The organism is Micromonospora sp. AMSO31t (assembly GCF_008868175.1).
Lineage (GTDB): Bacteria > Actinomycetota > Actinomycetes > Mycobacteriales > Micromonosporaceae > Micromonospora.
Genome location: NZ_WBKT01000004.1, coordinates 32,104 through 58,823 on the forward strand (window position 1 = coordinate 32,104; position 26,720 = coordinate 58,823).

24 protein-coding genes are annotated in these 26,720 nt (G+C 74.9%); 5 read left to right on the forward strand and 19 right to left on the reverse strand.

The genetic code is table 11. The features are described from left to right. Positions 1–13 precede the first annotated feature (13 nt). Complete coding sequence (locus tag F8274_RS01765; RefSeq protein ID WP_225853545.1) at positions 14–1,798, reverse strand: DUF4012 domain-containing protein; 1,785 nt, start codon at positions 1,796–1,798, stop codon at positions 14–16. Between the two features lie 127 nt (positions 1,799–1,925). Continuing rightward, a complete protein-coding gene (locus tag F8274_RS01770) occupies positions 1,926–3,149 on the reverse strand; it encodes a glycosyltransferase family 4 protein (RefSeq protein WP_151460491.1) in 1,224 nt (407 codons plus the stop codon). A gap of 141 nt (positions 3,150–3,290) precedes the next feature. Between F8274_RS01770 and F8274_RS01775 the strand changes: the two genes are divergently transcribed. Then, entirely contained in the window at positions 3,291–3,884 is a 594-nt protein-coding gene (locus F8274_RS01775; RefSeq protein WP_151460539.1) for a low molecular weight phosphatase family protein, read from the forward strand. Here F8274_RS01775 and F8274_RS01780 read toward each other — a convergent pair. Further along, positions 3,865–5,322, reverse strand: coding sequence for a polysaccharide biosynthesis tyrosine autokinase (locus tag F8274_RS01780; RefSeq protein ID WP_151460492.1), 1,458 nt, complete (start codon positions 5,320–5,322; stop codon positions 3,865–3,867). The genes F8274_RS01775 and F8274_RS01780 overlap by 20 nt on opposite strands. Before the next feature lie 347 nt (positions 5,323–5,669). On the opposite strand from F8274_RS01780, the gene nhaA reads away from it, so the two are divergent. Further along, a complete protein-coding gene (gene nhaA, locus F8274_RS01785; RefSeq protein ID WP_151460493.1) occupies positions 5,670–6,971 on the forward strand; it encodes a Na+/H+ antiporter NhaA in 1,302 nt (433 codons plus the stop codon). A 70-nt stretch (positions 6,972–7,041) separates the two neighbouring features. Here the strand turns inward: nhaA and F8274_RS01790 are convergent, their stop codons facing one another. From F8274_RS01790 to F8274_RS01825, 8 genes are all read right to left on the reverse strand, one after another. Beyond that, positions 7,042–7,248, reverse strand: a complete 207-nt coding sequence (locus F8274_RS01790) for a hypothetical protein (protein ID WP_151460494.1) — start codon at positions 7,246–7,248, stop codon at positions 7,042–7,044. A gap of 163 nt (positions 7,249–7,411) precedes the next feature. Continuing rightward, positions 7,412–7,999: a TMEM165/GDT1 family protein gene (locus tag F8274_RS01795; protein WP_151460495.1), complete on the reverse strand. Its 588-nt coding sequence runs from the start codon at positions 7,997–7,999 to the stop codon at positions 7,412–7,414. Between the two features lie 226 nt (positions 8,000–8,225). Then, positions 8,226–9,191 (reverse strand): L-histidine N(alpha)-methyltransferase, encoded by a 966-nt coding sequence (gene egtD, locus F8274_RS01800; protein ID WP_151460496.1) that lies wholly within the window; start codon positions 9,189–9,191, stop codon positions 8,226–8,228. A gap of 41 nt (positions 9,192–9,232) precedes the next feature. Further along, a complete protein-coding gene (egtC, locus tag F8274_RS01805; RefSeq protein ID WP_151460497.1) occupies positions 9,233–9,979 on the reverse strand; it encodes an ergothioneine biosynthesis protein EgtC in 747 nt (248 codons plus the stop codon). 16 nt (positions 9,980–9,995) lie between these two features. Beyond that, positions 9,996–11,330 (reverse strand): ergothioneine biosynthesis protein EgtB, encoded by a 1,335-nt coding sequence (gene egtB, locus F8274_RS01810; protein ID WP_151460498.1) that lies wholly within the window; start codon positions 11,328–11,330, stop codon positions 9,996–9,998. Continuing rightward, positions 11,327–12,562, reverse strand: coding sequence for an ergothioneine biosynthesis glutamate--cysteine ligase EgtA (egtA, locus tag F8274_RS01815; protein WP_151460499.1), 1,236 nt, complete (start codon positions 12,560–12,562; stop codon positions 11,327–11,329). The genes egtB and egtA overlap by 4 nt, the downstream gene beginning before the upstream one ends. Before the next feature lie 174 nt (positions 12,563–12,736). Then, complete coding sequence (locus F8274_RS01820; protein ID WP_151460500.1) at positions 12,737–13,558, reverse strand: hypothetical protein; 822 nt, start codon at positions 13,556–13,558, stop codon at positions 12,737–12,739. A gap of 16 nt (positions 13,559–13,574) precedes the next feature. Beyond that, positions 13,575–14,216: an RNA polymerase sigma factor gene (locus F8274_RS01825; protein WP_151460501.1), complete on the reverse strand. Its 642-nt coding sequence runs from the start codon at positions 14,214–14,216 to the stop codon at positions 13,575–13,577. 560 nt (positions 14,217–14,776) lie between these two features. Between F8274_RS01825 and F8274_RS01830 the strand changes: the two genes are divergently transcribed. Beyond that, a complete protein-coding gene (locus tag F8274_RS01830) occupies positions 14,777–16,159 on the forward strand; it encodes a serine/threonine-protein kinase (RefSeq protein ID WP_151460502.1) in 1,383 nt (460 codons plus the stop codon). A gap of 57 nt (positions 16,160–16,216) precedes the next feature. On the opposite strand, the gene F8274_RS01835 is transcribed toward F8274_RS01830, so the two are convergent. From F8274_RS01835 to F8274_RS01855, 5 genes are all read right to left on the reverse strand, one after another. Continuing rightward, positions 16,217–18,697, reverse strand: a complete 2,481-nt coding sequence (locus tag F8274_RS01835; RefSeq protein WP_151460540.1) for an ABC transporter permease — start codon at positions 18,695–18,697, stop codon at positions 16,217–16,219. Positions 18,698–18,702: 5 nt separating this feature from the next. Further along, positions 18,703–19,467 carry an ABC transporter ATP-binding protein gene (locus F8274_RS01840; RefSeq protein WP_151460503.1) on the reverse strand — a complete coding sequence of 255 codons (765 nt, stop codon included), beginning with the start codon at positions 19,465–19,467 and terminating at the stop codon, positions 18,703–18,705. A 149-nt stretch (positions 19,468–19,616) separates the two neighbouring features. Continuing rightward, entirely contained in the window at positions 19,617–20,282 is a 666-nt protein-coding gene (locus F8274_RS01845) for a response regulator transcription factor (RefSeq protein ID WP_151460504.1), read from the reverse strand. Beyond that, positions 20,279–21,505, reverse strand: coding sequence for a sensor histidine kinase (locus F8274_RS01850; RefSeq protein ID WP_151460505.1), 1,227 nt, complete (start codon positions 21,503–21,505; stop codon positions 20,279–20,281). Before F8274_RS01850 ends, F8274_RS01845 begins: the two co-directional genes overlap by 4 nt. Before the next feature lie 39 nt (positions 21,506–21,544). Beyond that, entirely contained in the window at positions 21,545–21,784 is a 240-nt protein-coding gene (locus tag F8274_RS01855; RefSeq protein ID WP_151460506.1) for a GntR family transcriptional regulator, read from the reverse strand. A gap of 293 nt (positions 21,785–22,077) precedes the next feature. On the opposite strand from F8274_RS01855, the gene F8274_RS01860 reads away from it, so the two are divergent. Next, the gene (locus F8274_RS01860) at positions 22,078–22,338 is read left to right on the forward strand and encodes a hypothetical protein (RefSeq protein WP_151460507.1); all 261 of its coding nucleotides are present in this window, start codon (positions 22,078–22,080) and stop codon (positions 22,336–22,338) included. Between the two features lie 63 nt (positions 22,339–22,401). Here F8274_RS01860 and F8274_RS01865 read toward each other — a convergent pair whose 3' ends face one another. Next, the gene (locus F8274_RS01865; protein ID WP_151460508.1) at positions 22,402–23,097 is read right to left on the reverse strand and encodes a DUF305 domain-containing protein; all 696 of its coding nucleotides are present in this window, start codon (positions 23,095–23,097) and stop codon (positions 22,402–22,404) included. Between the two features lie 138 nt (positions 23,098–23,235). On the opposite strand from F8274_RS01865, the gene F8274_RS01870 reads away from it, so the two are divergent. Further along, on the forward strand, positions 23,236–24,687 hold the full coding sequence (locus F8274_RS01870; protein WP_151460509.1) for an LVIVD repeat-containing protein: 1,452 nt from the start codon (positions 23,236–23,238) through the stop codon (positions 24,685–24,687). Positions 24,688–24,744: 57 nt separating this feature from the next. On the opposite strand, the gene F8274_RS01875 is transcribed toward F8274_RS01870, so the two are convergent. Together F8274_RS01875 and F8274_RS01880 are read right to left on the reverse strand one after the other, a co-directional pair. Further along, positions 24,745–25,737 carry a linear amide C-N hydrolase gene (locus tag F8274_RS01875; protein ID WP_151460510.1) on the reverse strand — a complete coding sequence of 331 codons (993 nt, stop codon included), beginning with the start codon at positions 25,735–25,737 and terminating at the stop codon, positions 24,745–24,747. A gap of 45 nt (positions 25,738–25,782) precedes the next feature. Continuing rightward, the gene (locus F8274_RS01880; protein WP_151460511.1) at positions 25,783–26,718 is read right to left on the reverse strand and encodes a PfkB family carbohydrate kinase; all 936 of its coding nucleotides are present in this window, start codon (positions 26,716–26,718) and stop codon (positions 25,783–25,785) included. Positions 26,719–26,720 lie beyond the last annotated feature (2 nt).

A 26,720-nucleotide genomic window follows, 5' to 3' on the forward strand; every position in this document is an offset into this window, starting at 1 on the left:
GATGGATTCCCTCCTACTGATCACAGCTTGGTGCGGAAACAACTTGGGTGGTCCATGGGGTGACGGTGGGTGTGAGCACCAGCTCGGCAGTGCCGGCGCTCGTCTTTCCGGTGAGCAGGGTGACGTCGAGGGTCCGGGTCCGACCCGGCTTGACCTCCACGTTCGCCACGGTCACCTGTCGGCTACCGGCGGTCCCGCTGCCCATCGCGGCGTCCTTGCCGTCCAGCCGGCCGCCGAGCACCGCGCCTCCGGTCGGCGTGTACACCGACACGAGGGTGCGGGCGGTGTACGGATCGCCGGAGAGGGCGAGGCCGGTGACCGACTCGGACAGGCCCGACCGCGGTGCGGTGGAGTGGACCGTGACCCGGAGCCGCAGCTCGCGGCGTCCGTCCGGCTGGCAGTCGCCGACCGTCACGGTTGCCGAGAACCTCAGGTAGTAGCCGAGCTTCGCGCCGCTGCCGTCGTTGAGGAACACGCCGACACTCGGCACGATGTCCTTCTCGCGGAGCTTCCCGGCCAGCCGGCTGTCGCCGAGGACGCGCTGCTCCGCGGGATGGACACTCCAGAACAATATCCGACGTTCGGCAATAGAACGGTTGAAAACGGTCAGAAGGGCCCGGGGATTCACCGCTTTGGTGAAGAGGGCGTCGAACACCGCGGACGCGGCCCGCGCGAAGAAGGCGTCCTGCGCCTTCGTGTCGAGCGTCCGGTAGGTGTCGCTGAGCAGCGTCCGGACCACCGTGCTGCCGGCCAGGTTCGGCTGGTCCGGCACGGTGACCGGCCCGATCACGCCGAGCAGGTACGACAGCACCAGCGGGTCCACCGCGAGCACGCCGTCCACCTCGGTGCCGGTGCGACGGCGGACCATCTCCCGGTAGAGCGCCGCCGCCGTCGGGAAGTCCGGGCTGAGGTTGACGTCCGCCGGGTACGTCCCGGGAAGGTCCTTCCAGAGGCTCCGCAACTCCCGGCTCACCGGCAGCGGCGGCGTGAACGACGCGAGGCTGCTCGCGCTCTGCTGGCCGGACATCCGGATCCGGCCGCCCTCGGCCCGTAGCACGGCGTACGCGCCGAACATGCCGCCGGTGGCGCGCAACTCGGCCGGGTTCTGCGAGACGAGCAGGTAGCTGCGGGGGCCGTCGGCGCCGAGCAGCGACGGCAGCAGCCGGGCCCCCTGGTCCGCGGCGGAGGTGAGCTCGCCCAGCCGGTCCAGTTCGGTCCGCAACCCGGAGACCGCGTCCCGCACCTGCCCGACCAGGTCGTCGGTGGACACCGCCCGCAACCGCTCCTCGGTCTGCCGCACCGCCCGGTCGGCGGCGGAGACCTCGCCCGAGACGGCACGCAGCCGGCCCAGATCGAGCTTCCCCTCCTTCGGCACCAGCGAGGCGAGGTCGACCCGGAGCAGGGTGGGGAAGGCGAGCCGGGCCAGGTCGTCCACGGCCACCGCGATCTGGCGTACCGCGGTGAGGTCGTCGCCCGCGTAGGGGGCCTGCTGGCCGAGCCACCAGGCCGGGTCGCCGGTGGCGGTCCGGGCCGAGGCGGCCTGCTCCTGGAGCGCGGCCAGCGTGCGCTGAGCCCGGGCCACGTCGCCGCCGACCACCTGGGTGCTCAGCTCCTGGGCCAGCCCGGCGGCGTTGAGCAGGTGCGCCCGGGCCTGCCAGCCACGGAACCCGACCCAGCCGCCACCGGCCAGCAGCACCGAGACGACGACCAGCCCGACGAGCAGGACCCGGCGTACGCGGGCCCGGCTGCGGCGCCGCGAGCGCCGCCGCCGGCGGGGCAGCCCACCGCTTTCCGTCACACCACTCTCCCGTGGCTCGAAACCGGACACCATTGACGATTGATCGCTTTCTAGCACGAATTTCCACCGCTTCGTGGCGTTATCACGGACTTAGCCGCTGTGCGGCGTTTTGTGAGTACCGCTCCGATCAGCGGCGGGCACTCCCGGCCCGCGACGCCACCTCGTGCAGCAGCCCCTCGATCCGGTCGACACCGGCCCGCAGCGACATCTGCCGCAGGTAGGCGTCCCGCCCCCGGCGACCCATGTCCGCCCGCGCCGGCGGTGGGATCGCCGAGGCGAGCCAGAACCGGTCCGCCAGCGCCGCCCAGTCCTCCGGCGGGCAGGACAGGCCGGCCCGCGCCCGCTCCACCAGCGCCACCGTGTCGCCGCCCGCGGACGCCACCACCGGCGCGGCGCAGGACAGCGCGGCCTGGAGCTTGCCGGGCACCATCCCCCGCAGCTCCGGCAGGTCACGCAGCATGACCAGCTGGTAGTCGGCCGCCGCGTACAGCTCCGGCATGTCCGGAGGGGACCGCCGGTCGACGAACCGCACGTTGTCGGCCTGGAGCTCGGCGGCGAGCCCCCGCACCCGCCGCTCCTCGACCCCCGAGCCGACCAGGACCAGGTCCATCCGGTCGCCCAGCGCGGCCGCCGCGCGCACCGCGGTCTCCAGCCCCTGCCGTACGCCGATCGTGCCGGCGTGCATCACGACGCATCGGTCGCCGCGGCGGATCAGGTTCCGGGCCGCCCGGCTGGGCTCGGCCGGGTGGAAGATCCGCTCGTCGGTCCAGTTCAGCACCACCCGGACCCGATCCGGGTCGGCGCCGCCCGCGACGACCAGGTCCCGCATGGAGGGTGCGGTGACCGCGACGGCGCCCGCCTCCTGGTAGATCCGGCGCAGGGTGGCGTCCAACCGGCCCGACCACCGGCGGGTGTCCCCCGCCCGGGACGGCTCCTCCTCCGGCCAGACGTCCTGCACGTGCAGCACGGTCGGAACCCGGCCGAGCAACCGCAGCAGGCCGGCCGCGGCGAACGTGACCGCCGGGAGCTGGAAGACGTACAGGGCGTCGACGTCGCCGAGGTAGCGCCGGCCGGTCAGCGCCACGCTGCCGGCGAAGGAAAGCCAGCTCGCCATCCGCGCCGAGCCCTCGCCGGCCGCGTACCGGGGCACCCGGCGGACGGTCAGCCGCTCGCTGTGCGTCTGGTGCCGCCAGCGCTGCCGCCAGCCCGGATAGACGTGCCCACCGGGATAGTCCGGGAAGCCGGTGAGCACGCGTACCTCGTGGCCGCGGGCCGCCAGCTCCTCGGCCAGGCTGCCCGGGATGAACGCGGGCTCGGGCGGGAAGTGGTACGACAGGATGCCGATCTTCATGGCCGCACTCCCGGCGCGGCTTCCCGACGCGCGGGCCCCGGCACCCCGTAGGATGCCGACATCCCCTCTGCGTCCGGCCGCGACCGCCGGAACACCGCCGTCGCGGCGCCGCCCGCGACCATGCCGACGAGAGGGGTGCAGATGGTCGACGGGGTGCTCTTCGTCTGCCACGCCAACATGTGCCGGTCACCGATGGCGGAGTTCATCGCCCGCCGGCTGCTGCGGGACCTGCCGGTCCTGGTGACCAGCGCGGGCACCGACGCGCTCGACGGGGCGGCCATGCACCCGTACGCGGTCGAGGTCGCCGCCCGCACCGGCGCGGACCCGGCGGCGTTCCGCACCCGCCGGCTCCGCCCCGAGCACCTGACCCGAGCCGCCCTGGTGCTGACCGCGACCCGGCGGCAGCGCTCGGTCTGCACCGCGTTGGCCCCGGCCGCGCTGCCCCGGACCTTCACGCTCCGCCAGTTCGCCCGGCTGGCCGCCGCCTCGGTCGAGGTGACCGAGGCGGCAGACCCGACCGAGACGGCCGAGCCGGCCGTCACGGTCGGGGACTCGCCGCTGCGGGCCGCGGTGGTGGCGGCCGCCCGCGTCCGGGGGCGGCTGCAACCCGCCACCCCCGACGCGGACGACCTGCGCGACCCGATCGGCGGCTCCCCCGCCGACTTCCGGCGCTGCGCTGACGAGATCGAGCGGTCGATGCGACCGGTGCTCGCGCTCATCGGGACAGCCGGGTGAGTTCCTGGGTGTGATCGCCCACGGGGACCTGCTGCTCCCCACGCCGGGCCACGCCGGCACGGTCGGCGGGCACGGACGGCCCGGCGGCCGGCACGACCACCTTGTACGCCTCGTACTGGTAGGCGTCCGCCTTGGCCACCTTGGCCATGTTCAGCACGCAGCCGAGCAGGCGCACCGAGACCGAGTGCAGGGCGTGGGCCGCCGCGGCGACCTGGTTGCGCGAGGTCCGCCCCTGCTGGGTGACCAGCAGCGCGCCGTCGGCCTGCACGGCCACCACGACGCCGTCGGTGACCGCGAGCAGCGGTGCGGTGTCGATGACCACGATGTCCGCCGACTCGCGCAGCGCCACCAGCAGGTCGGCCATCGCCTTGGAGCCGAGCAGCTCGCTGGGGTTGGGCGGGGTGGCGCCGCTGGGCAGCACCAGCAGCGACTTGTCGCCCCACCGCTGCACCACGTCGCCGACCTGGACGTCGCCGACCAGCACGTCGGTGAGCCCCACCCCGCCGTCGAGGCCGAGGTAGTCGGCGACCTTGGGACGGCGCAGGTCGGCGTCGATGAGCAGCACCCGCCAGCCGGCCTCGGCGAGGGCGATGGCGGTGTTGCAGGCCATCGTGGTCTTCCCCTCGCCCTGCAGAGCGCTGGTGACCGCGATGACCCGGGCGGGCTCGTGCACGTCGACGAAGCGCAGGTTGGTCCGCAGCTTGCGGACCGCCTCGGCGCGCGGCGAGTTGGCCGCCTCGCCGACGATCAGCGGGGCCGCCTTGGCCCCGGACTCGAACGGGATCTCGCCCAGCAGCGGGCTGCCGGTGACCCGCTGGAGCGCGGCGGCGTCCCGCATCCGGACGTCCGCCAGCCCTCGCAGCACGGCCAGCCCCGCCCCGAGCAGCAGCCCCAGCAGGCCGCCGAGGACCAGGTTCCGCACCGGCTGCGGCGAGACCGGGCTGGAGGTCACCCGGGGACCGCTGACCACCTCGAGCTTGATGGGCGGCGCCTTGCCGTCCGGCGGGGTCTCCACCTTCTGCACCAGCTCGATGAACTTCGCCGAGAGCGTCTCGGTGGTCTTCAACGCCCGGGTCTGGTCGGTGTCGGTGACGGTGGCCTTCAGCAGCACCGTCCCGGTCTCCGTGGAGGTGGTGATCCGGCGCTGCACCTGGTCGGCGGTGAGCCCGAGCGGGGCCTCGGCGACGACGCTCTGCGCCAGCCGGTCGCTGGTGAGCAGGTCACCGTAGGACTTCACCCGCTGCTGGAGGAAGAGGCTGCCCTGGTAGGCGTCGGTGACGCCCTGGCTCGGCGTGGTGACGAAGAAGGTCACCGAGGCCTCGTAACGGGGCGCCGTCCGGACCGTCACGAGGGCGGCGGTGCCCAAGGCGACCATCACCGTGACCAGCACGATCCACCAGTGGCGTCGGACCAGGCGCAGATAACCGAGAACGTCCATCACGCTCCCCCTCGCGACTCGCCGGTCTGCCGATGAAACTGCACGAAAGCCCCCCTAGAAACCCCAGTACGCGTGCCAGGATCAAAAACGCCTATACATGACGGTAAGCGACTCGAAGAATGTAAACGATCAGAACCGCACAGACGGTCTAAATCCTTCCAACTCGGAGCACTTATCCCGGCAACCCATGGATCGTCAGGCCGCCGGTGAGGGGGCCCTCCTCCTGTTAACGCCGGACTCGGCCGCGTGGTGCGGCCCGGCGGGCGGCCGGATAGGGTCGACAGCGGTGTGCCGGGAAGTCTGGTCGGCGACGACTCCGCCGACCCTTCTCCCGGAACGGACGCCGCATGACCGAGCGCCTCCCACCGTCCCCCCGCCTGCTGTCCCGCCGGTCCTGGCCGGAGGCCCGCTTCCTGGCCGACGTGCTGCGCGCCGAGACCGTCGGCGGCGGGCTGCTCCTGCTCGGCGCGCTGATCGCCCTGCTCTGGGCCAACTCGCCCTGGCGGGCCGCGTACGCCGACCTCGGAGCGTGGGTGCCGTGGCCGGATGGCGCCGGGCTGCACCTGGACCTCAGCCTCGCCGCCTGGGCCGCCGACGGTCTGCTGGCGATCTTCTTCTTCGTGGCCGGCCTGGAGCTCAAGCGGGAGTTCGTGGCCGGCGACCTGCGCGACCCGCGCCGCGCGGCGCTGCCGGTGGTGGCCGCACTGGGCGGCATGGTCGCGCCGGCGCTGGTCTACGTCACCGTGACGCTCACCGCCGGCGGCGCGGGGCTGCGCGGCTGGGCCATCCCCACGGCCACCGACATCGCCTTCGCGCTCGCCGTGCTCGCGGTGGTCAGCTCACACCTGCCGCAGGGGCTGCGGGCCTTCCTGCTCACCCTCGCGGTGGTCGACGACCTCTTCGCGATCGTCATCATCGCGGTCTTCTACACCGCCGGCTTCCACCCGCTGCCCCTGCTCGGGGCGGTGCTGCCGATCGCCGCCTTCGCCCTGCTGGTGCGGCGCCGGCCCACCTGGTGGTGGGCGCTGCTCCCGCTCGCGGTGACCGCCTGGGCGCTCGTGCACGCGTCCGGCGTGCACGCCACGGTGGCCGGGGTGCTGCTCGGCTTCACCGTGCCCGTGCGGCCGGCCGGCGGCGGCGGGCCGGGGCTGGCCGAGCGGCTGGAGCACCGGTGGCGGCCCGTCTCCGCGGGACTCGCGGTGCCGGTCTTCGCGTTCTTCGCCGCCGGGGTGTCCCTGGTCGACGTCGACCCGGCCGCGGTCCTCACCGACCCGGTGGTCCTCGGCGTGGCGGCCGGGCTCGTGCTGGGCAAGGCGGTCGGGGTGTTCGGCTCGACGTTCCTCCTGGCCCGGTTCACTCGGGCCGAACTCGACGAGGAGATCACCTGGGCGGACCTGGCGGGGCTGGCCCTGCTGGCCGGCATCGGCTTCACCGTGTCGCTGCTCATCGGCGAGCTGGCGTTCGGGCCGGGCAGCCCCGAGGACGAGCGGGTGAAGGCGGCCGTGCTGCTCGGCTCGCTGGTCTCGGCCGGCCTGGCCTCGGTGGTGCTGATCCGGCGCAACCGGGTCTACCGGCGGATCAGCGAGCGGGAGAGCCGCGACTCCGACGGCGACGGCATCCCGGACGTCTACCAGGAGCGGGGGGCCTAGGCGGCTCGTCGGACGCCGATCAGGAGCCGCCCCGCGCGCCGGCCGCCGGTGACGGCCGGCGCGCGGCGGTTCAGCGGCCGCGGTCGGCCGGGCGCTCCTCGCCGTGTCCCTCGGTCTCCTCCTCCAGCGCGTCCGCGACCGGCTCGGTGAGGTCGTCGCCCGGAACCGCGATCTCCTCGATCCGGTCCTGCTCGTCGGGGCGCCCCCCCGCCGGCGGTTCCGGAGCCGTCGCGCCCCCGGCGAAGCCGTACTCGTTGGGCTCGTCGTGCCTGCTCATGCGCGGGACCTCCCGGTCGTCCGGTTTCCTCTCGTGGCTCACGCCCGGCGGTGGTCGTCACCCGCCGCGGCGTCTCCCCGAGGTGCATACCCCGCCAACGGGGTCCTCGATCACCCGCGGCCGGTTCCGCAGGCGGCGGGCGCGGCGGAACCGGCCGGCGGGCTCAGGTCAGCTCGGCGACCGCCTCGAAGACCAGCCAGAGGCCGGAGATGGCGAAGAGGACGGCGGCGCCGTACCGGATGGCCTTCTCCGGCAGGTGCCGGCCGAGCAGGCGGCCCACCAGGATCGCCAGGGCGTCGGCGGCGACCATGCCCAGGGTCGAGCCGAGCCAGGTGCCGAACCAGCCGTACTTGGTGGCCAGGGTGATGGTGGCGAGCATGGTCTTGTCGCCCAGCTCGGCCAGGAAGAACGCCACACCGACGGCCACGATCGCGTGGCGGCTGCTCTTCTCCGCCTTGCGCTTCTCCTCCTCGGTCAGCTTGTCGCCGCGCAGCGTCCAGGCACCGAAGCCGAGGAACGCCAGGCCGGCGACGAGCGAGATCCATTCGGTGGGCAGTGCCGCGTGGAGGCCGTACCCGATGGCGACCGAGGCCAAGTGCACGACCGCGGTGGCGACGGTGATGCCGATGAGCACCGGCAGCGGCCGGAACCGGGTGGCGAACGTCAGGGCCATGAGCTGGGACTTGTCACCCAGCTCGGCGACGAAGATGACGCCGAAGCTGACCACCAGCGCGACGAGGAAACCGTCCATGTGAACCTTCCCGATCAAGCCGGGAGGAGGTATGGGGGCGCCCTCGACCCGGCTGCGACAGCCTGAGTCGAAGGTCTCGCCCGCCCCGGGGACCGGGGCCGCGTGGCCGGATGCGGAACGCACCAGTATGTCGACCACGACATTGGGGGCTACTCCCCTTCGCGCCGCCCAGCCTAGCCGATCATCAGGGGGCGGGCCGCGCCGGGTGAACAGGGTCACCGGCGCCTCAGTCCGCGCGGGCCAGGCTGACCCCGAACAGCCCCTCCGGGTCGGTCCAGAACGCCTGCCGGACGAACCCGGCCGCGACCAGTTCCCGGGCGATCCCCGCCGGCCGGAACTTCGCCGAGACCTCGGTCCGCAGCTCCTCGCCGGCGGCGAACGCGACGTCCAGGTCGAGCACGCGCACCCGGACGGGGCGCTCGGCCCGCAGCCGCATCTCGATCCACTCGTGCTCCGGGTCCCAGACCGCCACGTGCCGGAACGCCGCCGGGTCGAAGTCCGCCCCCAGCTCCCGGTTGATCACCCGCAGCACGTTGCGGTTGAACTCGGCGGTCACCCCGGCCGCGTCGTCGTAGGCGGGGACCAGCACCGACGGGTCCTTCACCAGGTCGGTGCCGACCAGCAGCCAGTCGCCGGCCTCCAGCGCCGCGCGCATCGCGGTGAGGAACTCGGCCCGCTCGGCGGGCAGCAGGTTGCCGATGGTCCCGCCGAGGAACAGCACCAGCCGCCGGCCGCCGGTGGGCAGCCGGTCCAGGTGCCGGGTGAAGTCGCCGACGATGCCGCGCACCCGCAGCCCGGGGTACGCGGCGGCGATCTGCTCGGTGGACCCGCGCAGCGCGCTGACCGAGACGTCCAGCGGCACGAAGCTGCCCAGGTCGCCGTGGCGGGTGAAGGCGTCCAGCAGCAGCCGGGTCTTCTCCGACGAGCCGGAGCCCAGCTCGATCAGCGTCTTCGCACCGGTCAGCGCGGCGACGTCGTCGGCGTGCGCGGCCAGCACCGCCCGCTCGGCCCGGGTCGGGTAGTACTCCGGCAGCCGGGTGATCTCCTCGAACAGCTCGCTGCCCCGGGCGTCGTAGAACCACTTCGGTGGCAGCCACTTCGGCGTCGCGGTCAGGCCGATCCGGACGTCCTCCCGCAGGCCGCGGTCGAGGTCCTGCTCCTCCAGGTGGATCTCCAGTGGCTCCGCGCTCATCAGCTGTCCTTCCTGTTCCTACCGGTGTGGGAAACGGGATGTCAGGCGACCGTCAGCTCCCGGACGTCCAGCCCGGTGGCGGTGGCCACCACCAGCCGGCCGTCCGGCACCGGCCGCCAGCCGGGGTCGTCGTCGGAGGGCTCGGAGGCGAGCAGCACCGAACCCGGGGTACGGCGTACCGACAGCGCGTGCCCGGCCACGCTGGCCGCCACCGTGGCGCCGTCGGTCAGCAGCAGGTTCAGCCGTGATCCGGGGGCGGCGGCGGAGACCGCGGCGACGGTGTCGGCCACCGCGTCGCCGGGCGTGGCGCCGGCGCGCAGCCGGTGCCGGACCAGCGCCCAGAGCAGCGCCGAGTCGGTCGGCACCTCCAGGGTCAGCAGGTCGCGGACGGGAAGCCCGCCGGCCAGCGGGACCAGGGTGTCCGGCCAGCCCCGCACCACCCCGTTGTGGCTGAACAGCCAGCGCCCCTCGACGAACGGCGCGGCCGCCGTCTCGTGCAGCGGCATGCCGACCGTGGCGGAGCGGACGGCGGCCAGCACCGCGCCCGCGACCGTCACGGCGGCCAGCTCCGGCAGGGTCGTGTCGCTCCACATCGGCTGCGCCCGCCGGTAGCGGACCGGTTCCCCGCCGTCCGGGTACCAGCCGACGCCGAAGCCGTCGGCGTTGATCGTGCCGCCGCCACGCATGTCGCGGGGCGCCCAGGACTGCCGCAGCAGCCCGTACGGCGGGTCGAAGAGCAGGCTCCGCAGGCTGACCGGCGGACCGAGGTACGCCAGGTGGCGGCACATCAGGCGGCGCCTCCCGTCACGCCGTCTCCTCGGGGCGGGCGTCGCGGGCGCAGCGGAAACCGCTGAAGATCTGCCGCCGGATCGGGTAGTCCCAGTTGCGGAAGGTGCCCCGGCAGGCCGACCGGTCGGTGCCGAACGAGCCGCCGCGCAGCACCCGGTGGTCGTCGCCGAAGAACACCTCCGAGTATTCGCGGTAGGGGAACGCCGCGAAGCCCGGGTGGCCGCGGAAGGTGGACGAGGTCCACTCCCAGACGTCGCCGATGAGCTGGTGCACGCCGAGCGGCGACGCCCCCTCCGGGTACGCGCCCACCGGCGCCGGCCACAGGTGCCGCTGCCCCAGGTTGGCGTGCGCGCCCGTCGGGTCCGCGTCGCCCCACGGGTAGCGGCGCGACCGGCCGGTCGCCGGATCCCAGCGGGCCGCCTTCTCCCACTCCGCCTCGGTGGGCAGCCGCCGGCCGGCCCAGGCCGCGTACGCCTCCGCCTCGTGGAAGCAGACGTGCACCACCGGCTCGTCGTCGCGCACCGGCGACCAGCGCCCGAACCGGCGGTACGCCCAGCCGTCCCCGTCGCGCCGCCAGTGCATCGGTGCGCTCAGCCCGGCCTCGACGCGGTGCCGCCAGCCGGCCGCGCTCCACCAGCGCGGCTCGTCGTAGCCGCCGTCGGCCAGGAACGCGCGGTACTGCCCGTTGGTGACCGGCGCCGCGTCGATGGCGTACGCGGGCAGGTCGACCGTGTGGGCGGGACGCTCGTTGTCCAGCGCCCACGGGTCGGTGGAGGTGCCCATGGTGAACGGGCCGGCCGGCACCAGCACCTCGCCGCCCACCCGGGCGCGGGGCTCCGGCGGCGGCGGGGCGTCCAGCACCGGGCCGCCGGCGCGCAGCTGGTGGGTGGCGAGCATGGTCTCGTCGTGCTGCTGCTCGTGCTGGACGATCATGCCGAACGCGAAGCCGTCCTCGACCAGCTTCCGGTCGGTGAACCGGATCCCGTCCAGCAGGTCGTACACCTTCTCCCGGACGGTCCGCACGTATGCCCGCGCCTCAGCGGGCGGCAGCAGCGGCAGCGCGGGCCGGTCCCGGCGGGGCTGCTTGAACGCGTCGTACAGGTCGTCGATGTCGTGGCGCACCGGCTCGCGCCCGCCGACGTCGCGGACCAGCCACAACTCCTCCTGGTTGCCGACGTGCGCCAGGTCCCAGACCAGCGGCGACATCAGGGTCGAGTGCTGCCGCACCAGGTCGTCGTCGTCCACCGCGTCGGTGAGCAGTGCGGTGCGGGCGCGGGCGCGCTCCAGCTCGGCCGCGATCCGGCCGCGCAACCGCTCGCCCTCGATCGCCGGCCGCTCGGTCGTGGTCACCGGTGTCCCCTCCCCGCGGCGGCGCGGCGCCGCCGGATCGCTCGGCTCGTCTCGTCGTGGATCCCGGCCGGCAGGTCCAGCCGGGGCAGGGCCGCCAGGGCCAGGTCGAACAGCGCGGCCGCGGCGGTCGCCAGCGGCCGCTCGGCCAGCCCGCGCCGGGCCGCCGCGACCCATCCCCCGGCGACCGGGGCGGCGACGGCGAGCGCGTCCCGGGTGGTGGCGGGGTCGGCGAAGAGCGCCGCCAGCACCGCCAGCGGCACGGTCCACTCCCGACCGGGCTGGGCGTCCAGGTAGCGGACCTCCAGGTAGCCGCGGGGGCGGACCGGTGGGAAGAGCGTGCTGAGGTGGTATTCGAGGTCGTCGGTGGTCGGCGGCTGCGGCAGCGCCCCGGCCAGCCAGTCGGCGAAGGTGACGCCCTCGGGCGGCGTCCAGTCCGGACCGTCGCCGCGGACGCAGAGCAGCGGCGCGGCCAGCGCGTACCCGCTCCAGGCGGCGATGGGGTCGCGGTCGGCCCGCACCGGGGACCAGACCGGCCGGGTGCGCGCCGGGTCGATCGCCAGCCAGGCGGCCATCCGGGTGGAGGCCCAGCCGGTGGGCCGCCCGGCGTGCCGGTCGGCGGTGGCGAAGGCGGCCAGCAGCGGCGGCCCGACGGCGTGCGCCGCCGCCCACCGCTCGGCCAGCTGGTCCGGCTCGCCCGCGTCCAGGCAGACCTGGAGCCCGGCGGTGCTGTACATCATCGCCCGGCCGGCCGGCCCGTGCCGGTCGAGGACGGAGCGCATGGCCCGGTAGCGCGGCGTGTCCACGACGGGGCGCGGGGGGCGCCAGGGGTCCATGCCGGTGCGGCCCAGGACCAGGCCGGCGGCATCCAGGAGGGCCCGCAGCTCGGCAAGGTCGGCCTCGGTGGCCAGGATGAGCGCGGCGACCGACGGTCGCGGCGCGGAGGAGATCTCCACCTGCCCGCCCGGCTCCACGGTCACGGTGCCACCGCGCCGGAGCCCGGCGGCCGGGCTGGTGGGGTCGAGGGTGACGGGGCTGTGCCGTCCCAACGCCCGGTGCAGCCGCTCGCGGTCGACCGGGCGGGTCGGGTCCGCAGCGTCGTGCACCGTCCATTCCAGCTCGACGCCGGTCAGGCTGGGTGGCCCGGTCTTGAAGCAGATCCTGGCGATGTGCCCGCGGGCCGCCGCCTCATCCCCCAGCACGGTGGTCCGGTCCAACTCCGGCGACATCACCAAGAGACGGCTCCTCTCCCCAGGGCGCGCGACCACGCTGTCGGCCGGCGCCCGTGCCGTGGCGGCCGGGCGTCGGCGGTCCCACCATCTTCTGTCTAGCAGACGGATTCCGCGTGCCCGGGGAGATGAATTTTTGTCCGGAATCCGGTTGCGGCGGGGGCGGTGCCCGCTCAGCGACTACGGCTTCGACGTCGACTTCGGGTCCGACTTCGGCTCGGCTTTCGGGTCCGACTTCGGCTTGGGCGTCGACTTCGGCTTGGGCGTCGACTTCGGCTTCGGCTTCGACTCCGACGTCGGCTTCGACTCCGGCGTCGGCGTCGGCGTCGGCTCCGGCGACTTCTCCGGCACCAGCGCCAGGCAGTAGCTCTCCACCCGGTCGGCGCCGCCGGCGGCGGTCACCAGATCGGCGAACCCGGGGCTCTCCAGCGCCTTGGCCCGCTGCTGGTCGGACTTGGCCAGGTAGGCCCGGCAGTGCCCGGCGAGCTTGCCGGCGCTCGCCGGCCTGCCGGACCCGCCGGGTCCACCGGAGCTGCCAGGTGTCGGTGCGCTCGACGGGACACCGCCGGAGGCCCCACCGCTCGGGGTCGTGCCCCCGGAGGGCGCCGGGGAGCCCGGCTCGCTCGCACCACCGGTGCTGCCGCCCGGCGTGGTGGGGGCCGGCGGCGGCGCCGGCTCCGGGGTCCGGTCGAGGTTCACCGCGGCGAACGCGACCCCGGCGGTGGCGGTGGCGGCGAGCCCGGCCAGGACCGCGCCGACCCGGAAACGGCGTCGTGGCCCCGGCGCGGCGGCCGGGGCCGGGTTGGCCCGGGCGGCGCGGAACGCGGCGAGCGCCTGCTCCTCGCCGGCCAGTTCCGCCGCGGTGCCCGGGGCGGCCGCCGCGGCGAGCAGGTGCGCCAGCGGGTCGGCCGGCGCCTCCGGAGGTGTCCCGGCGCGGGCCGCGTCGAGGAGGCGCTCCGACTCCGCCGGATCGGCGGGCCAGTCGGACCGGCCAGAACTCATCCCGTTTCCCTCCACGTCAACCGTCCGCCGGCTCGGCCTTGGGCGCCTGCGACGCCTGCCGTCCCGGGCCGGTGCGGGCGCGGGGCGGCGTCGCTCCCCCGGCCCGGTCCGCCGGCTGATCCGCATCGGCGCGCTCCAGCAACCCGGCCAGACGCCGCAGCCCCCGGTGCGCGGCGGTGCGCACCGCGCCGGCCCGCCGGCCGAGCACCCGCCCGGCGGTCTCCGCGTCGAGCCCGATCACGGCCCGCAGCAGCACCGCCTCCGCCTCCCTGGGCGGCAGGCTGGCGATCAGCGCCAGGGCGCTCTCGGTGCCGATGGTCTCGCCGGCCCGCTCGGCGGTGTCCGCGTCGCCGGCCAGCTCGCTGAGCGCCTGGACGGGCACCGGCAGGGCGGGCCGCCGGCGCTGCCGGCGCAGGTGGTCCATGGCCCGGTTGCGGGCGATGGTGACGGTCCAGGCGCGGAACTCGCCACCGGTGAAGCTGGGCAGGTCGCGGGAGATCTGCAGCCACGTCTCCGAGGCCACGTCCTCGGCGTCGCCGCCGACCAGGGCGGTGAGGTAGCGCAGCAGGCCGGGCTGCAGGCTGCGGTAGAGGAAGCGGAACGCCTCCTCGTCGCCCCCCTGCGCGGCGGCGACCGCCTCGCTCAGCTCACCGGTCATGGATCCGCCGTTCCCGCCCTGCCGACTCCCCGCACCGGCGCCCACCGGTGCCGGCGTGCCCGACGCCCGCCCGGACGGACAACCGGACCTCCACCCGCACCATCAGTCCCCCGCTGACCTGATCGGCACCAGCACCGGAAAGGGTGCGGGCGCGCGTATGGACACCGCCGTGTAAGGACGGCCGTCGGCGGACATACCGTACCGGCGTCATGGGGCGGCCGGGAGCCGGGCCAACGGTAGGAGCGGCCGGCGGGTTCGACAAGGTGCCGCCCGCCGGAGAAAGAGTGAGAATTCTCTACGGCCCGCCACGGCGGGTCGGCGTAACGAAATCCGTCCGCGTTGCGCTGCGCGGCCGGCGAACCGGGACGAAACACCAGGTCGGAGCCGGACAGACGAACCTCCGGGCACATTTTACTGCCCGATCGTGCCCGATTCGTCACCGTCAGCCGATCGGTGCGGGGGCGGTTGACCGTTCGGCCCAGGCGCCTCCGGCCGCCCGCCGGTCGTGACGGGAGAGATCGCGGGAAATACTCCGCGGCCCCTCTGGGTACGGTATTGACGTGTTGACTTCCGACGTCGTACTCAGCGGTCGGTACCGCCTTGATGACCGTGTCGCCACCGGCGGCATGGGCGACGTCTGGCGTGCCACGGACCTGGTGCTCGGCCGGCCGGTCGCGGTGAAGGTCCTGCTGCCCGCGCTGGTCTCCGACCCCGACTTCATCGCCCGCTTCCGCTCCGAGGCGCGGATCATGGCGTCGCTGCGCCATCCGGGCGTGGTCCAGGTCTTCGACTGCGGCGAGGACGAGCTGCCCGACGGCAGCCGGGCCGACTACCTGGTCATGGAGTTCGTCGCGGGCGAGCCGCTCTCCCGGCGGATCGAAGCGGCCGGGCAGCTCGGGGTCGGCGAGACCATGTCGATCGTGGCGCAGGTGGCCCAGGCCCTGCACGGCGCGCACGCCCGGGGCATCGTCCACCGTGACGTGAAGCCGAGCAACCTGCTCGTGCAGGACGACGGGACCGTGGTGCTGGTCGACTTCGGGGTGGCCCGGTCGACCAACGTCACCAGCATCACCAGCACCAACGCGGTGCCCGGCACCGCCCTCTACATGGCTCCCGAGCAGGCCGCCGGGCGGCCGGTCTCCGGCGCCACCGACGTCTACGCGCTCGGCGCGGTGGCCTACTGCTGCCTCACCGGCAGCCCGCCGTTCACCGGTGACAACCCGCTGCAGGTGGCCGTCCGGCACCTCGACGACGAGCCGCCGGAGCTGCCGGCGGAGATCCCGCCGCCGGTCCGGGACCTGGTGGCCCGGGCCCTGGCCAAGGACCCGGCGGACCGCTTCCCCACCGCCGCCGCGATGGCCGAGGCGGCCCGCGCGGCCGGGTCCGAGTCGCCCACCGCCATGGTGCCGGTGACGCTGCGCGGTGCGACGGGATCGAGCCGCACCCGAGACGACCTGACGGCCACCGCGCCGGGTGCCCTCGTGGCGCCGGCCCGCCGGCCGGGGCGGCGGGGCACGCTGGTCGGCGCTGCGGCCGTGGTGCTGGTGGCGCTGACCGCGCTGGGCGCGGCACTGGGCGCGGCGAAGAACGCCGACGCGCCGGCCACCCGGATCGACACGACCGCGCCCGCGGTTGCCCCGAGCAACTCGGTCGCGGACGCCGCGGTCACCGAGGGACCGTCAACGGACGACGGCCACAGCTACCGCCCGGTGGGCCCGACCGGCCGGCCGTCCGGTTCGGTCACGGCCACGCCCAGCCCCTCGTCGAGCCTGTCGGGGCAGCCGGCGCCCTCCGGCAGCCCGTCGTCGTCCGCGACGACGGATCCCCAGACCTCGCCCACCACACCGGCGAATCCGCCACCCACCACGGCCAGCACTCCGCCGGATCCCCCGCCGACCACGGAGAGCACTCCGCCGGAGCCGCCGGCGGGCGAGACCGAATAGTCCGAAGATCCGTGCTGGTCGGCCACTCCGTGCAGTGGCCGACCAGCACGCGTTTCCCTACTCCGCGCCGAGGGCCGCCACCACCGGACGGGACAGCGCCCGCCGGGCCGGCAGGATCGAGGCGGCCAGCGCGGCGACCACCGCCACCGCGACGATCAGGCCGAGCCGCCCCCAGGGCAGCACCAGGGTGAAGTCCCCGCCGATGCGGGCCAGCACGGCCATCCCGCCGGCGGCCACCCCGGTGCCCAGGGCGACGCCGAGCAGCGTGCCGACCAGCGCGGTGAGCACCGCCTCGACGGCGAGCACGGCCCGCATCCCGCCGCGGGTCAGGCCCACGGCGCGCAGCACCGCGTTCTCCCGGGTCCGCTCCACCACCGAGAGGGTGAGCGTGTTGGCCACGCCGACAAGCGCGATCACCACGGCCAGGCCGAGCAGCGCGGTGACGAAGCCGAGCACCAGGTCCACCGTGCCGGTGAGCATCTTCTTGTAGGCCGCCTGGTCGAGCAGGTTGACCGTCGGATAGCGGGTGAGCACCGACTCGACGGCGGCCCGGGCGGCGTCCGTGGAAACCCCGTCGGCGGGGTCCACCTCGGCGAGGTAGCCACGCTCGGCCGGGAAGAGGCGGGCGAAGTCGGCGTCGGCGACGTCCACCACGTGCCCGGCGGGCACCGCGCTGCCGGCGAGCGCCGGGGTGTCGTCGGCCACCACGGCGGCCACCCGGAACGAGCGGCCGGCGAGCGGGACGGTGCTGCCGACCGACCAGCCGCGGGCCGCGGCCAGCTCACGGTGCACCAGCACCGCGCCCGGACCGAGGGCGGCCGGGTCCCCGGCGTCCACGGCGGACAGCGTCCGGCGGACCAGCGCCGGGTGGGCGGCCCGCACCTCGATCCCGTCGACCACCCGGCTGCGCTGCTCGTGCACCACGCCCAGCTCCGGCCGGGCGGCCAACTCACCGGCCAGCGGCGCCGGCAGGCCCCCGCCGATCCCGGTGACCACGAAGTCCACCCCGATCTGCGCGTCCACGGCACGCTCGATGCCCGCCTTCGCGCTGCCCGCGCCGACCACGAACGCGGAGACCAGGCCGATGCCGATGACCATGGCGGTGGCAGTGGCCGCCACCCGGCGCGGGTTGCGCACGGCGTTCGCCACGGCCAGCGCTGCCGGGACGCCGAGCAGCCGGCGGGCCGGTAGACCCAGCACCCGGACCAGGGCCGGCACCAGCACCGGGCCGAACAGCACGATGCCCAGGAAGGCCAGCACCCCACCGGCGGCGACCAGCGGCACCTGGCCGAGGGCCCCGGCGCCGACCAGGGCGGCCACCCCGGCGGCGAGGACCAGCGCTCCGGCCACGAGCCGGACCCGGCCGGCCCGCCCGGCGGGCTGCACGGCGGCGTCGGTCAGCGCGGCCACCGGCGCGACCCGGGTGCCCTGCCAGGCCGGCACGGCGGCGGCCACCACGGTCAGCAGCGTCCCGAGGCCGAGGGAGAGCAGCACCGTCCGGGCGGTGACGCTGACCGCGCTGGCGACCGGCGCGTCGAGGGTGGACAGCAGCACGCCGAGGCCCGCGGCCAGGCCCACCCCGGCCAGCACCCCGGCGGCCGAGGCGAGCAGCCCCGTGAGCGCCGCCTCGCCGAGGGCCGCCCGGTAGACCTGCCCCCGGCTGGCGCCGACGAGCCGCAGCAGCGCGGTCCGCCGCGACCGCTGGGCGAGCACGATGGCGAAGGTGTTGGCGATCACGAAGCCGGCCACCACCACCGCCACCGCGGCGAAGGTGCCCAGGAACAGCTCGAACTGCCGCCGGTCGCGGACCGCGTCCGCGACGGCCTCGTCGAGGATCGCCGCGCGGTCCCGGACCGCGACCGCCGGCCCGACCGCCGCGCGGACCCGGTCGGCGAGCACCGTCCGGTCCACGCCGGGCCGCGCGGCCACCATGATCCGGCCGTAGCCGCGCTCCCCACCCACCGCGAGGGCGTCCGGGCCGGCCAGGCCGATGAAGGGGCCGCCCACGTCGCGCGAGCTGCCGGCCACGTCGACGGTGCCGACCAGGGTGTACGGGCGGGCCGGCCCGCCGTTCCCGCCGACCCGCACCGGGCTGCCGAGGGCGAAGTGCTGGTCGGCGACGGTCTCCTCGTCGAGCACCAGCTCGCCGGCCCGCTGCGGCAGCCGCCCTGCAACGACGTCGTACGACTGGAGGGCCGGGTCGGTGGGGATCGCGGCGAGCACGGCGTAGCCGAGCACCGGCCGCCCGTCGGCGCCCACCACACCGGCGGTGCCGGTCAGCTCCCCCTCGGCGGCGGCCACCCCGTCGACCGCGCGCACCCGGTCGACCAGGGACGGGGGCAGCGGGGCCTTGCCGGCGTACGCGGCCAGGTCGGTGTGCCGGTCGAAGGCGCCGGCCCGCTCGTACGCCCCGGCGCGCATGCCGTCGGTGAGCATCAGGGTGCCGGCCACGAAGGCGACGCCCAGGACGATCGCCAGCGAGGAGAGCAGCAGGCGCAGCCCGTCGGCGCGGATCTGGCGCAGGGTGAGGCGCAGCATGCCGGTCACCGCCCCACCGGCGTCGCGCCGGCCTCGAGCCGGGTGAGCGCGTCGAGGACCTGGCCGGCGGTCGGGGCGTGCAGCTCGTCGACCAGCCGGCCGTCGGCGAGGAAGACCACCCGGTCGGCGTGGGCGGCGGCCTTCGGGTCGTGGGTCACCATGACCACGGTCTGGCCGAGGGTGTCCACCGCCTCGCGGAGCAGCCGCAGCACCTCCGCGCCGGAACGCGAGTCCAGGTTGCCGGTGGGTTCGTCCGCGAAGATCACCCAGGGTTGGGTGACCAGGGCCCGGGCCACGGCGACCCGCTGCTGCTGGCCGCCGGAGAGCTCGGCGGGCCGGTGCCGGAGACGGTCGGCGAGGCCCACCGCGGTCACCACCTGGCGGAGCCACTCCGGGTCGGGCCGCCGGCCGGCGATGGCCAGCGGCAGCACGATGTTCTCCTCGGCGGTGAGGGTGGGCAGCAGGTTGAACTTCTGGAAGACGAAACCGATCCGGTCCCGGCGCAGCCGGGTCAACCGGCGGTCGTCCAGTCGGGCGAGGTCGGCGTCGCCGATGCGCACGCTGCCGGCGGACGGCCGGTCCAGGCCGGCGAGGCAGTGCAGCAGGGTGGACTTGCCGGAGCCGGACGGTCCCATGACGGCGGTGAACCGGGCGGCGGCCAGGTCGAGGTCGACGCCGTCGAGGGCGACGACCCGGTACAGCCCGGTGCCGTACTCCTTGCGCAGCTCACGGGCGGTGACGGCGACGCCGGTGGTGGTGGTTGCGGACAACGTGGTGCTCCTGTCGGGCCGGGTCCTGAAGACCCTTCCGACGCTATGGGCGGCACCCCGCCGATGATCTCCACCTGCGCGCTCGACCTCGGTACGCCGGTGGTCGCCCCCGACCGGGTCGACCCGTACGACCCAGGTCGTACACGGGGTCAGCCGCCCGGGGTGACCAGCCCGCTCTCGTAGGCCAGCACGACGGCCTGGACCCGGTCGCGGAGCTGGAGCTTGGCCAGGATCCGGCCGACGTGGGTCTTCACGGTCGCCTCGGCCACGTGCACCCGGGCGGCGATCTCCGCGTTGGAGAGCCCCTGCGCGACGAGCAGCAGCACCTCCCGCTCCCGCTCGGTGAGCTGGGCCAGCCGCGGATCCTCGGTGGGTGCCGGTCCGAGCTGCCCGGCGAACCGGTCGAGCAGCCGCCGGGTGATCGACGGGGCCACCACCGAGTCGCCCTCGGCGACCACCCGGATGGCCGCGAGCAGATCCTCCGGCGGCACGTTCTTGAGCAGAAAGCCGCTGGCGCCGGCGCGCAGCGCGGCGAACGCGTCGGCCTCGGTGTCGAAGGTGGTGAGCACCAGCACCCGGGGGCGGCGCTCGGCCGGCCGGGCGCAGATCCGCTTCGTCGCCTCCACGCCGTCCATGGTCGGCATCCGCAGGTCCATCACCACGACGTCGGCCTCGACCCGGTCCAGCACCCGCAGCGCGTCCGCGCCGTCGATGGCCTCGCCGACCACCGCGAGGTCGGGCTGGGAGTCGAGCACCATCCGGAACCCGGCGCGCACCAGCGCCTGGTCGTCGACGATCACCACCCGGACAGTCATGCCGCCGCCTTCCCTTCCTCGGTGCCCGACGCCGACGGTAGCGGCAGCCGCGCCTCGACCCGCCACCCCCCGCCCAACGTGGGGCCGGCGGCGAGGCTGCCGTCGTACACCCCGACCCGCTCGCGCATGCCGACCAGCCCGTGCCCGCCGGACGGCGCCGGCCGCACCACCGGACGGCCGCGCCCGTCGTCGACCGCCCGGACCACGACGGCGTCCGCGGACCAGTCGAGGCGCAGCTCGACCGCCGCGCCGACGCCGGCGTGCTTGAGCGCGTTGGTGAGGCTCTCCTGCACCACCCGGTAGACGGTCAGCTCCAGGCCGGGCGGCAGGGCGACCGGCGTGCCGGTGGCGGTGTCGGTGATCCGCAGGCCGGCGGCGCGGAAGCGGTCCAGCAGGTCGGGCAGCTCGACGAGGGCCGGCCGCCGGTGCGCCGGCTCCGCGTCGAGAGCGGCGTCGGGGGCGGCCGCCGGCTCCGGCCGGCTCGGTTCCCGGAGTACGCCCACGAGGCGCCGCATCTCCTCCAGCGCCTGCCGGCCGGTGTCCGCCACCACCTTCGCCGCCTCCCGCGCCGTTTCGGGGTCGCGGTCGATGGTGAACCGCACCCCGTCGGCCTGCACGATCATCACGGCCATGCTGTGCGCGACGACGTCGTGCAGCTCGCGGGCGATCCGGGTGCGCTCCTCGGCGACCGCCGCCCGCGCCTCGGCCTCCCGCTCGCGTTCCAGCGTGGTGGCCCGCTCCTCCAGGCTCACCACGTAGAGCCGGCGGGTCCGCACGTTCAGCCCGACGAGCCACACCGCGCCGGTGACCAGCCCGTAGTAGAGCGCGCCGGCCCACCAGGGCGCCGCCCCGGGCATCTGGGCGGCGGCGAGGAGCACACCGATGGCCGCGCCGATCCCGGCCAGGACGCCGTCGCGCAGCCGGTCGGCGTACTTGACCACGCTGTAGAGGGCGATGAGCACGCCGATGTCGTAGGCCAGCGGGCCCCAGCCCAGGACCACCTGGAGCAGCGCGAGCACGGCCACCCCGGCCGCCACCGCCGACGGGTGGGTCCGCCGGAACAGCAGGACCAGCGCCATCACCAGGCCGACGGCCGTGGCCGCGACCCCGCCGTTCTCGACGAAGATCCCCAGTACGGCGAAGAGGGCCACCAGCCCGGAGACGGCGACGTCGAACGCGACGCTGCGCAGCGGGCGGCCGAAGACGATGCGCTCCACGGTCACCCAGGGTACGGGTTGACGCGCACGTCGATGCTCAGCCAGTCACGCGGACGGATCGGCTACGAAGACCCCCAGGCCCTGGTGTCCGTACAGTTCGCCGGTTTCGATCAGGATCGTGATCGCCTGCCGAACGGTGGACGGGCTGCCGACCTCGTACAGGTCGGCCAGCGCCTTGGTCGACGGCAGCTTGTGGCCCGGCGGCCACTCGCCGGAGGCGATGCGTTGCCTGATGTCGGCGATGATCCGCCGGTAGTGCGGCTCGAACTTCCGTGGTGCGGGCATGCGAAGTACTCCCAGCTAGGCACGCCCATCTGATCACGCCGCCGGGGAGGACTTCAAGAGCAACGTTGACTTTACCAGTATTGTCGGTAGAGTTCCTGAGCGAGGAGGCTCCCAGCTAGGCACTGCGGCGTCACCTCTCGGAGCGGCGTCCGGCGGCCCGCTGCTCCGACCACAGCCCCGGCACCAGAGACGGGCCCGGGGCGGGTGCCGGGCTCCGGCCGGCTCGGGCGCGCGATCGCGCCGGCCGCCCCCGCCCGCCTCGGCGCCGCCCTCCGTCACTCCCAGGGAGAGCCATGGACTCCACCGGCGCGGCCTCCGAGCCGCGATGGATCATCCACCTGCCCACCGTGCTCACCCGGCTCACCGAGGCGACCGCGCTGGCCGTCGCGCTGCGCGAGTCGCTGGGCCACGTCACCGCCGTCGACTTCGGCGAGACCACACTCAGCGAGGAGGATCGCCAGTTCGTGCGTACCCGGATCTGGTGTGACGCCCGGCTGCCCGACCACACCCGCTGCCGGCTGCGGACCGACCACGACGGACCCTGCGGCGGATGAGCGGTCACGGATCTTGGACAGTTGGCGTTCGGTGCGAACGGCAAGTCTCCCAGATCGGAGGAGTCAGGCGCCGATCAGCTCGCGGAGGCGGGTGATCTCGGCGGACTGCTCGACGGCGACGGCGTTGGCGAACTCCTGGAGGGTCTGGTCCGCGCCGACCTTGAGCAGGTCGGTGGACATGACGACCGCGCCCTCGTGGTGTGCGGTCATCATCCGCACGAAGAGGCGGTCGAAGGCCGCGCCCCGGGTGGCGGCGAGCTGCCGGATGGCCTCGGCGGACTGCATCCCGCGCATCGTGCCGTGGTCGTGACCGGGGACCTCGGCGGGCAGCCCGCGGGTGCCGAGCCAGCCGCGCAGCACCCCGATCTCGGGCCCCTGGGCGGCCCGGATGCGGTCGGCGACGGCGCGTACCCGGGGGTCGGCCGCCCGGTCGGGGGCGAGGGTCGCCATCTCCAGCGCCTGCTGGTGGTGCGGGATCATCATCCGGACGTACCAGACGTCGAGGCCGTTGTAGCGGGGCGGTGCGGCGTCGCGGACCTCCTGGGCGGCACGGGTGGCCGCCGACGCCCCCGGCCGGCCGGGCACGACGACGGGTGGCGCGTCGACCGGTGGGGCGGCAGCGGTGGCGGCAGTGGTGGTGGCGGACGGAGCGGCCGCGGGGCGGTCGTCCCCCGGCCACGCCAGCGCCACGCCGGCCACGACCAGGAGCACCGCCAGCGCTGTGACGGCGAGCCAGACACGTCCCTGCCGGCCGGTCATACGAAACTCCCTCCGGTCGAGGTGAGAGCGATCCTATCCATAGACAATCCTGCTTGAATGTGACTGGCATCACATTGATGAATGTCATCGACCGGTAAGGTGTGGAAAATCATCATCCCCTTTCGGAGGGTGCCGCCGATGATCAGCATCCGCACGTCCCGAACCCGGATCGTCAGCCTCGCCGCCGCCGGCCTGCTCGTCGCCGGCGTCGTCGCCGCCCCGCCCAGCAGCGCCCAGGAGGTCCCCCGGGCGCAGGCCGCACCGGCCACCGTGGACAACGCCGTCCCCGGGGTCGACGAGATCTCCAGCAGCCCCAACCTGCGCCAGGTCGCCAACCTGCCGAAGCAGGCGCCGTTCGACACCTCCGCGGCGTTCGGCACCGACATCGCGTTCCAGGGCCGGTACGCGTTCGTCGGCAACTACGACGGCTTCGTCGTCTACGACATCTCCCGGCCGAGCGCGCCCACCATCGTGTCCCAGGTGCTCTGCCCGGGCTCCCAGAACGACGTCTCCGTCCACGGTGACCTGCTGTTCCTGTCCACCGACTCGTCCCGCAGCGACGACTCCTGCAGCAGCGTCGCCCAACCCGCCTCCGAGGCGGGGTCGTGGGAGGGCATCAAGATCTTCGACATCAGGGACAAGCGCAGCCCTCGCTACGTCAAGTCGGTGGAGACCGCCTGCGGCTCGCACACCCACACCCTGGTGCCGGGCAAGGACCGCAGGACCGTCTACCTGTACGTCTCGTCGTACAGCCCGCGGGCCGAGTTCCCGGACTGCCAGCCGCCGCACGACTCGATCTCCATCGTGAAGGTGCCGCTGCGGTCGCCGACCGACGCGGCCGTGGTGGCCACCCCGAACCTGTTCCCGGATGGCGGCTACCCGGGCATCCCGGGTGAGAAGTCGGCCACCACCGGTTGCCACGACATCACGGCGTACGCGGCGAAGGACATCGCGGCCGGCGCGTGCATGGGCGACGGCATCCTGCTCGACATCGCCAACCGGGAGGCGCCGCGGGTGATCGAGCGGGTCCGCGACACCGAGAACTTCGCCTTCTGGCACTCGGCGACCTTCAACAACTCCGGCACCAAGGTCGTGTTCACCGACGAGCTGGGCGGCGGTGGCGCCGCGACCTGCAACGTGGCCACCGGGCCCGAGCGCGGCGCGGACGCCATCTACGACATCACCGGTCGCGGCGACAACCGCCGGCTGGCGTTCCGCAGCTACTACAAGATCCCCCGGGCCAACGCCGACACCGAGAACTGCGTGGCGCACAACGGCTCGCTGGTGCCGGTGCCCGGCCGGGACATCATGGTCCAGGCCTGGTACCAGGGCGGCATCTCGGTCTGGGACTTCACCGACTCCCGGCAGCCCAAGGAGATCGCCTTCTGGGAGCGGGGTCCGCTGGACGCCGGTCAGCTCCGCACCGGTGGCTCCTGGTCGGCCTACTGGTACAACGGCCACATCTACTCCAGCGACATCCAGAAGGGCCTGGACGTGCTGGAGCTGCGCGACCCGCGTACCTGGCTGGCGCAGCTGTTCCGGGTGCCCGAGCTGAACGTGCAGACCCAGACGGGCTACCTGAGCTGGTGACCCTGAGCTCGTGATCCGTCGGCCGGGTCCGGCCCCCGTCGTGGGGCCGGGCCCGGCTCAGCTCATCGGCAGCCGGTAGCCGCGCTCGCCGCCGCCCGCGGTGACCAGCCGCACCTCGCCGGTGCGCAGCCCGTAGGTCACCGACCAGCGGGTGTGCGGCTGCCGGACGGAGTCGAGCAGGCGCAGCGCCGCCGGGGCGTCGACCGTGCCGCCGGCCCGGTCCAGTGCCTCGGCCAGCACCCCGTAGCGGTGGTCGGTGCGCAGCTCCCGGTCGGCCACCCCGACGGCCGGCACGTTGGTCAGCGCCTGCCAGGCGCCCCGGCCCTTCTCGGCCCGCATCCGGCCGTCCACGAACTCGATCACGGCGGACGCCCCGGTGGCGTCGGCGATCAGGTAGTGCAGCGGCGGGCCGCCGTCGAAGTCCAGGTTGTAACGCCCGAACACGGCGATCGCCTCATCCACCGTGGCGGCCGAGTCCAGCACCAGGCGCAGGACGCGCACCGAGCCGACGGTGGGCCGGCCGGGCACCGGCTCGGCGGTCGCGCCGTCGTCGGCGGCCAGCCCGACGGCCAGGCCCCGCTCGTTCATCCCGTCGAAGGGCAGCAGCGGGGCGTTCAGCAGCCGGCGGTCGCCGGCCGGGTCGGCCGTGACCCCCAGGTAGGAGATGTCCACCAGGGAGATCGAGGCGTAGCCGTCCGGCGGGTCGGTGCGCAGGACCAGCGCCGGGTTCGCGTCCCAGTCGAAATTGCGGGCGAACAGCGGCCGGCTCCGGTCGCCGCCCGCGGCGAAGAGGGAGCAGCCGAACGGGCTCGCCTGCGGGGTGCCCGCGATGCCGACGGTGGGATCGTAGTCGCCGGCGTACGTCATCTCGTACAGCGGCAGGTCGTCGACCCGGCGCAGGCTGGCCAGGGTCCGCTCGACCTGGCCGGCGTCCTGCCGGGAAGCGCTCGGCGTGCCGGTCCCGGCCGGCGCGGCGGCCGGGCGGCCCTCGGCGCAGCCGGTGGTCACGAGGAGCAGGGCGAGCCCGGTAGCGAGCAGGGTCCTCCGCATGCCCGCGACGCTAGAAGAGGCGGCGACGGTTGTCCATGGGGGACGTCAGCGGTCGGGGATGCGCGCCAGCTGCGCCTCGATCGCCTCCCGGGTCAGGGCGGGCCGGCCCCCGGCGTGGCCGACGGTCGCGCCGGCCGCCGCGACCGCGTACCGGGCGATCCGGGGGTACGGATCCTCGCGGAGCAGGCCGGCCGTCACGGCGGCGACGAAGGCGTCGCCGGCCCCGGTGCTGTCCACCGTGGCCGTCTCGCTCAGCGGCACGAACAGCTCCCCGTCCGGCCAGACGAACGCGTTCCCCTCCCCCGCCACCTCGATGGCGACCAGCGCCGGCCCTCGGGCGGCCAGCTCCCGGCCGGCGCCCAGCCCCGCCTCGGCGTCCTTCGGCGGGTCGCCGCCGAGCAACAGGCCGGCCTCCCGCGCGTCGGCCCGCAGCACGTCCGCCCGGGACAGCAGTTCCGCCGCGCCGGCCGGGTCGGCCGGCGCGCCGTCGAGCACCACGAGCCGGCCGGCGTCGCGGGCGTGCCGCACCGCCGCGAGGGCCGCCGGCAGCGGCTGCTGGAGCTGGACGACCACCGCGCGGGCGGCCCGCAACACCTCGGCCGCGCCGGTCACGTCCGCCTCGGCGAGCAGGGTCGCCTCGGGGATGTCCTCCAGGTACCGCCAGCGGGCCCGGGCGTCCACCACGTCCACGATGAGCGCGCTCGGCGTCCCCGCCCGGCGCAGCACCGGGGCCACGTCGATGCCGTCGCTGCGGGCCCGGCCCAGCAACCGGTCACCGACCTCGTCCTCGCCGACCACACCGAGCAGCCCGACCCGGACGCCGAGCTGGGCCAACCCGACCGCCTGGTTGGCGCCCTTGCCGCCGAGCAGTTCCCGCCGGCACCGCACCGGGGCCGTGCCGGACGGGCCGGGCACCTCGTCCACCCGCAGCACGAGGTCCCGCGCCACCTGCCCCACCACGATCGCGTCCAGTCCGGTCATGC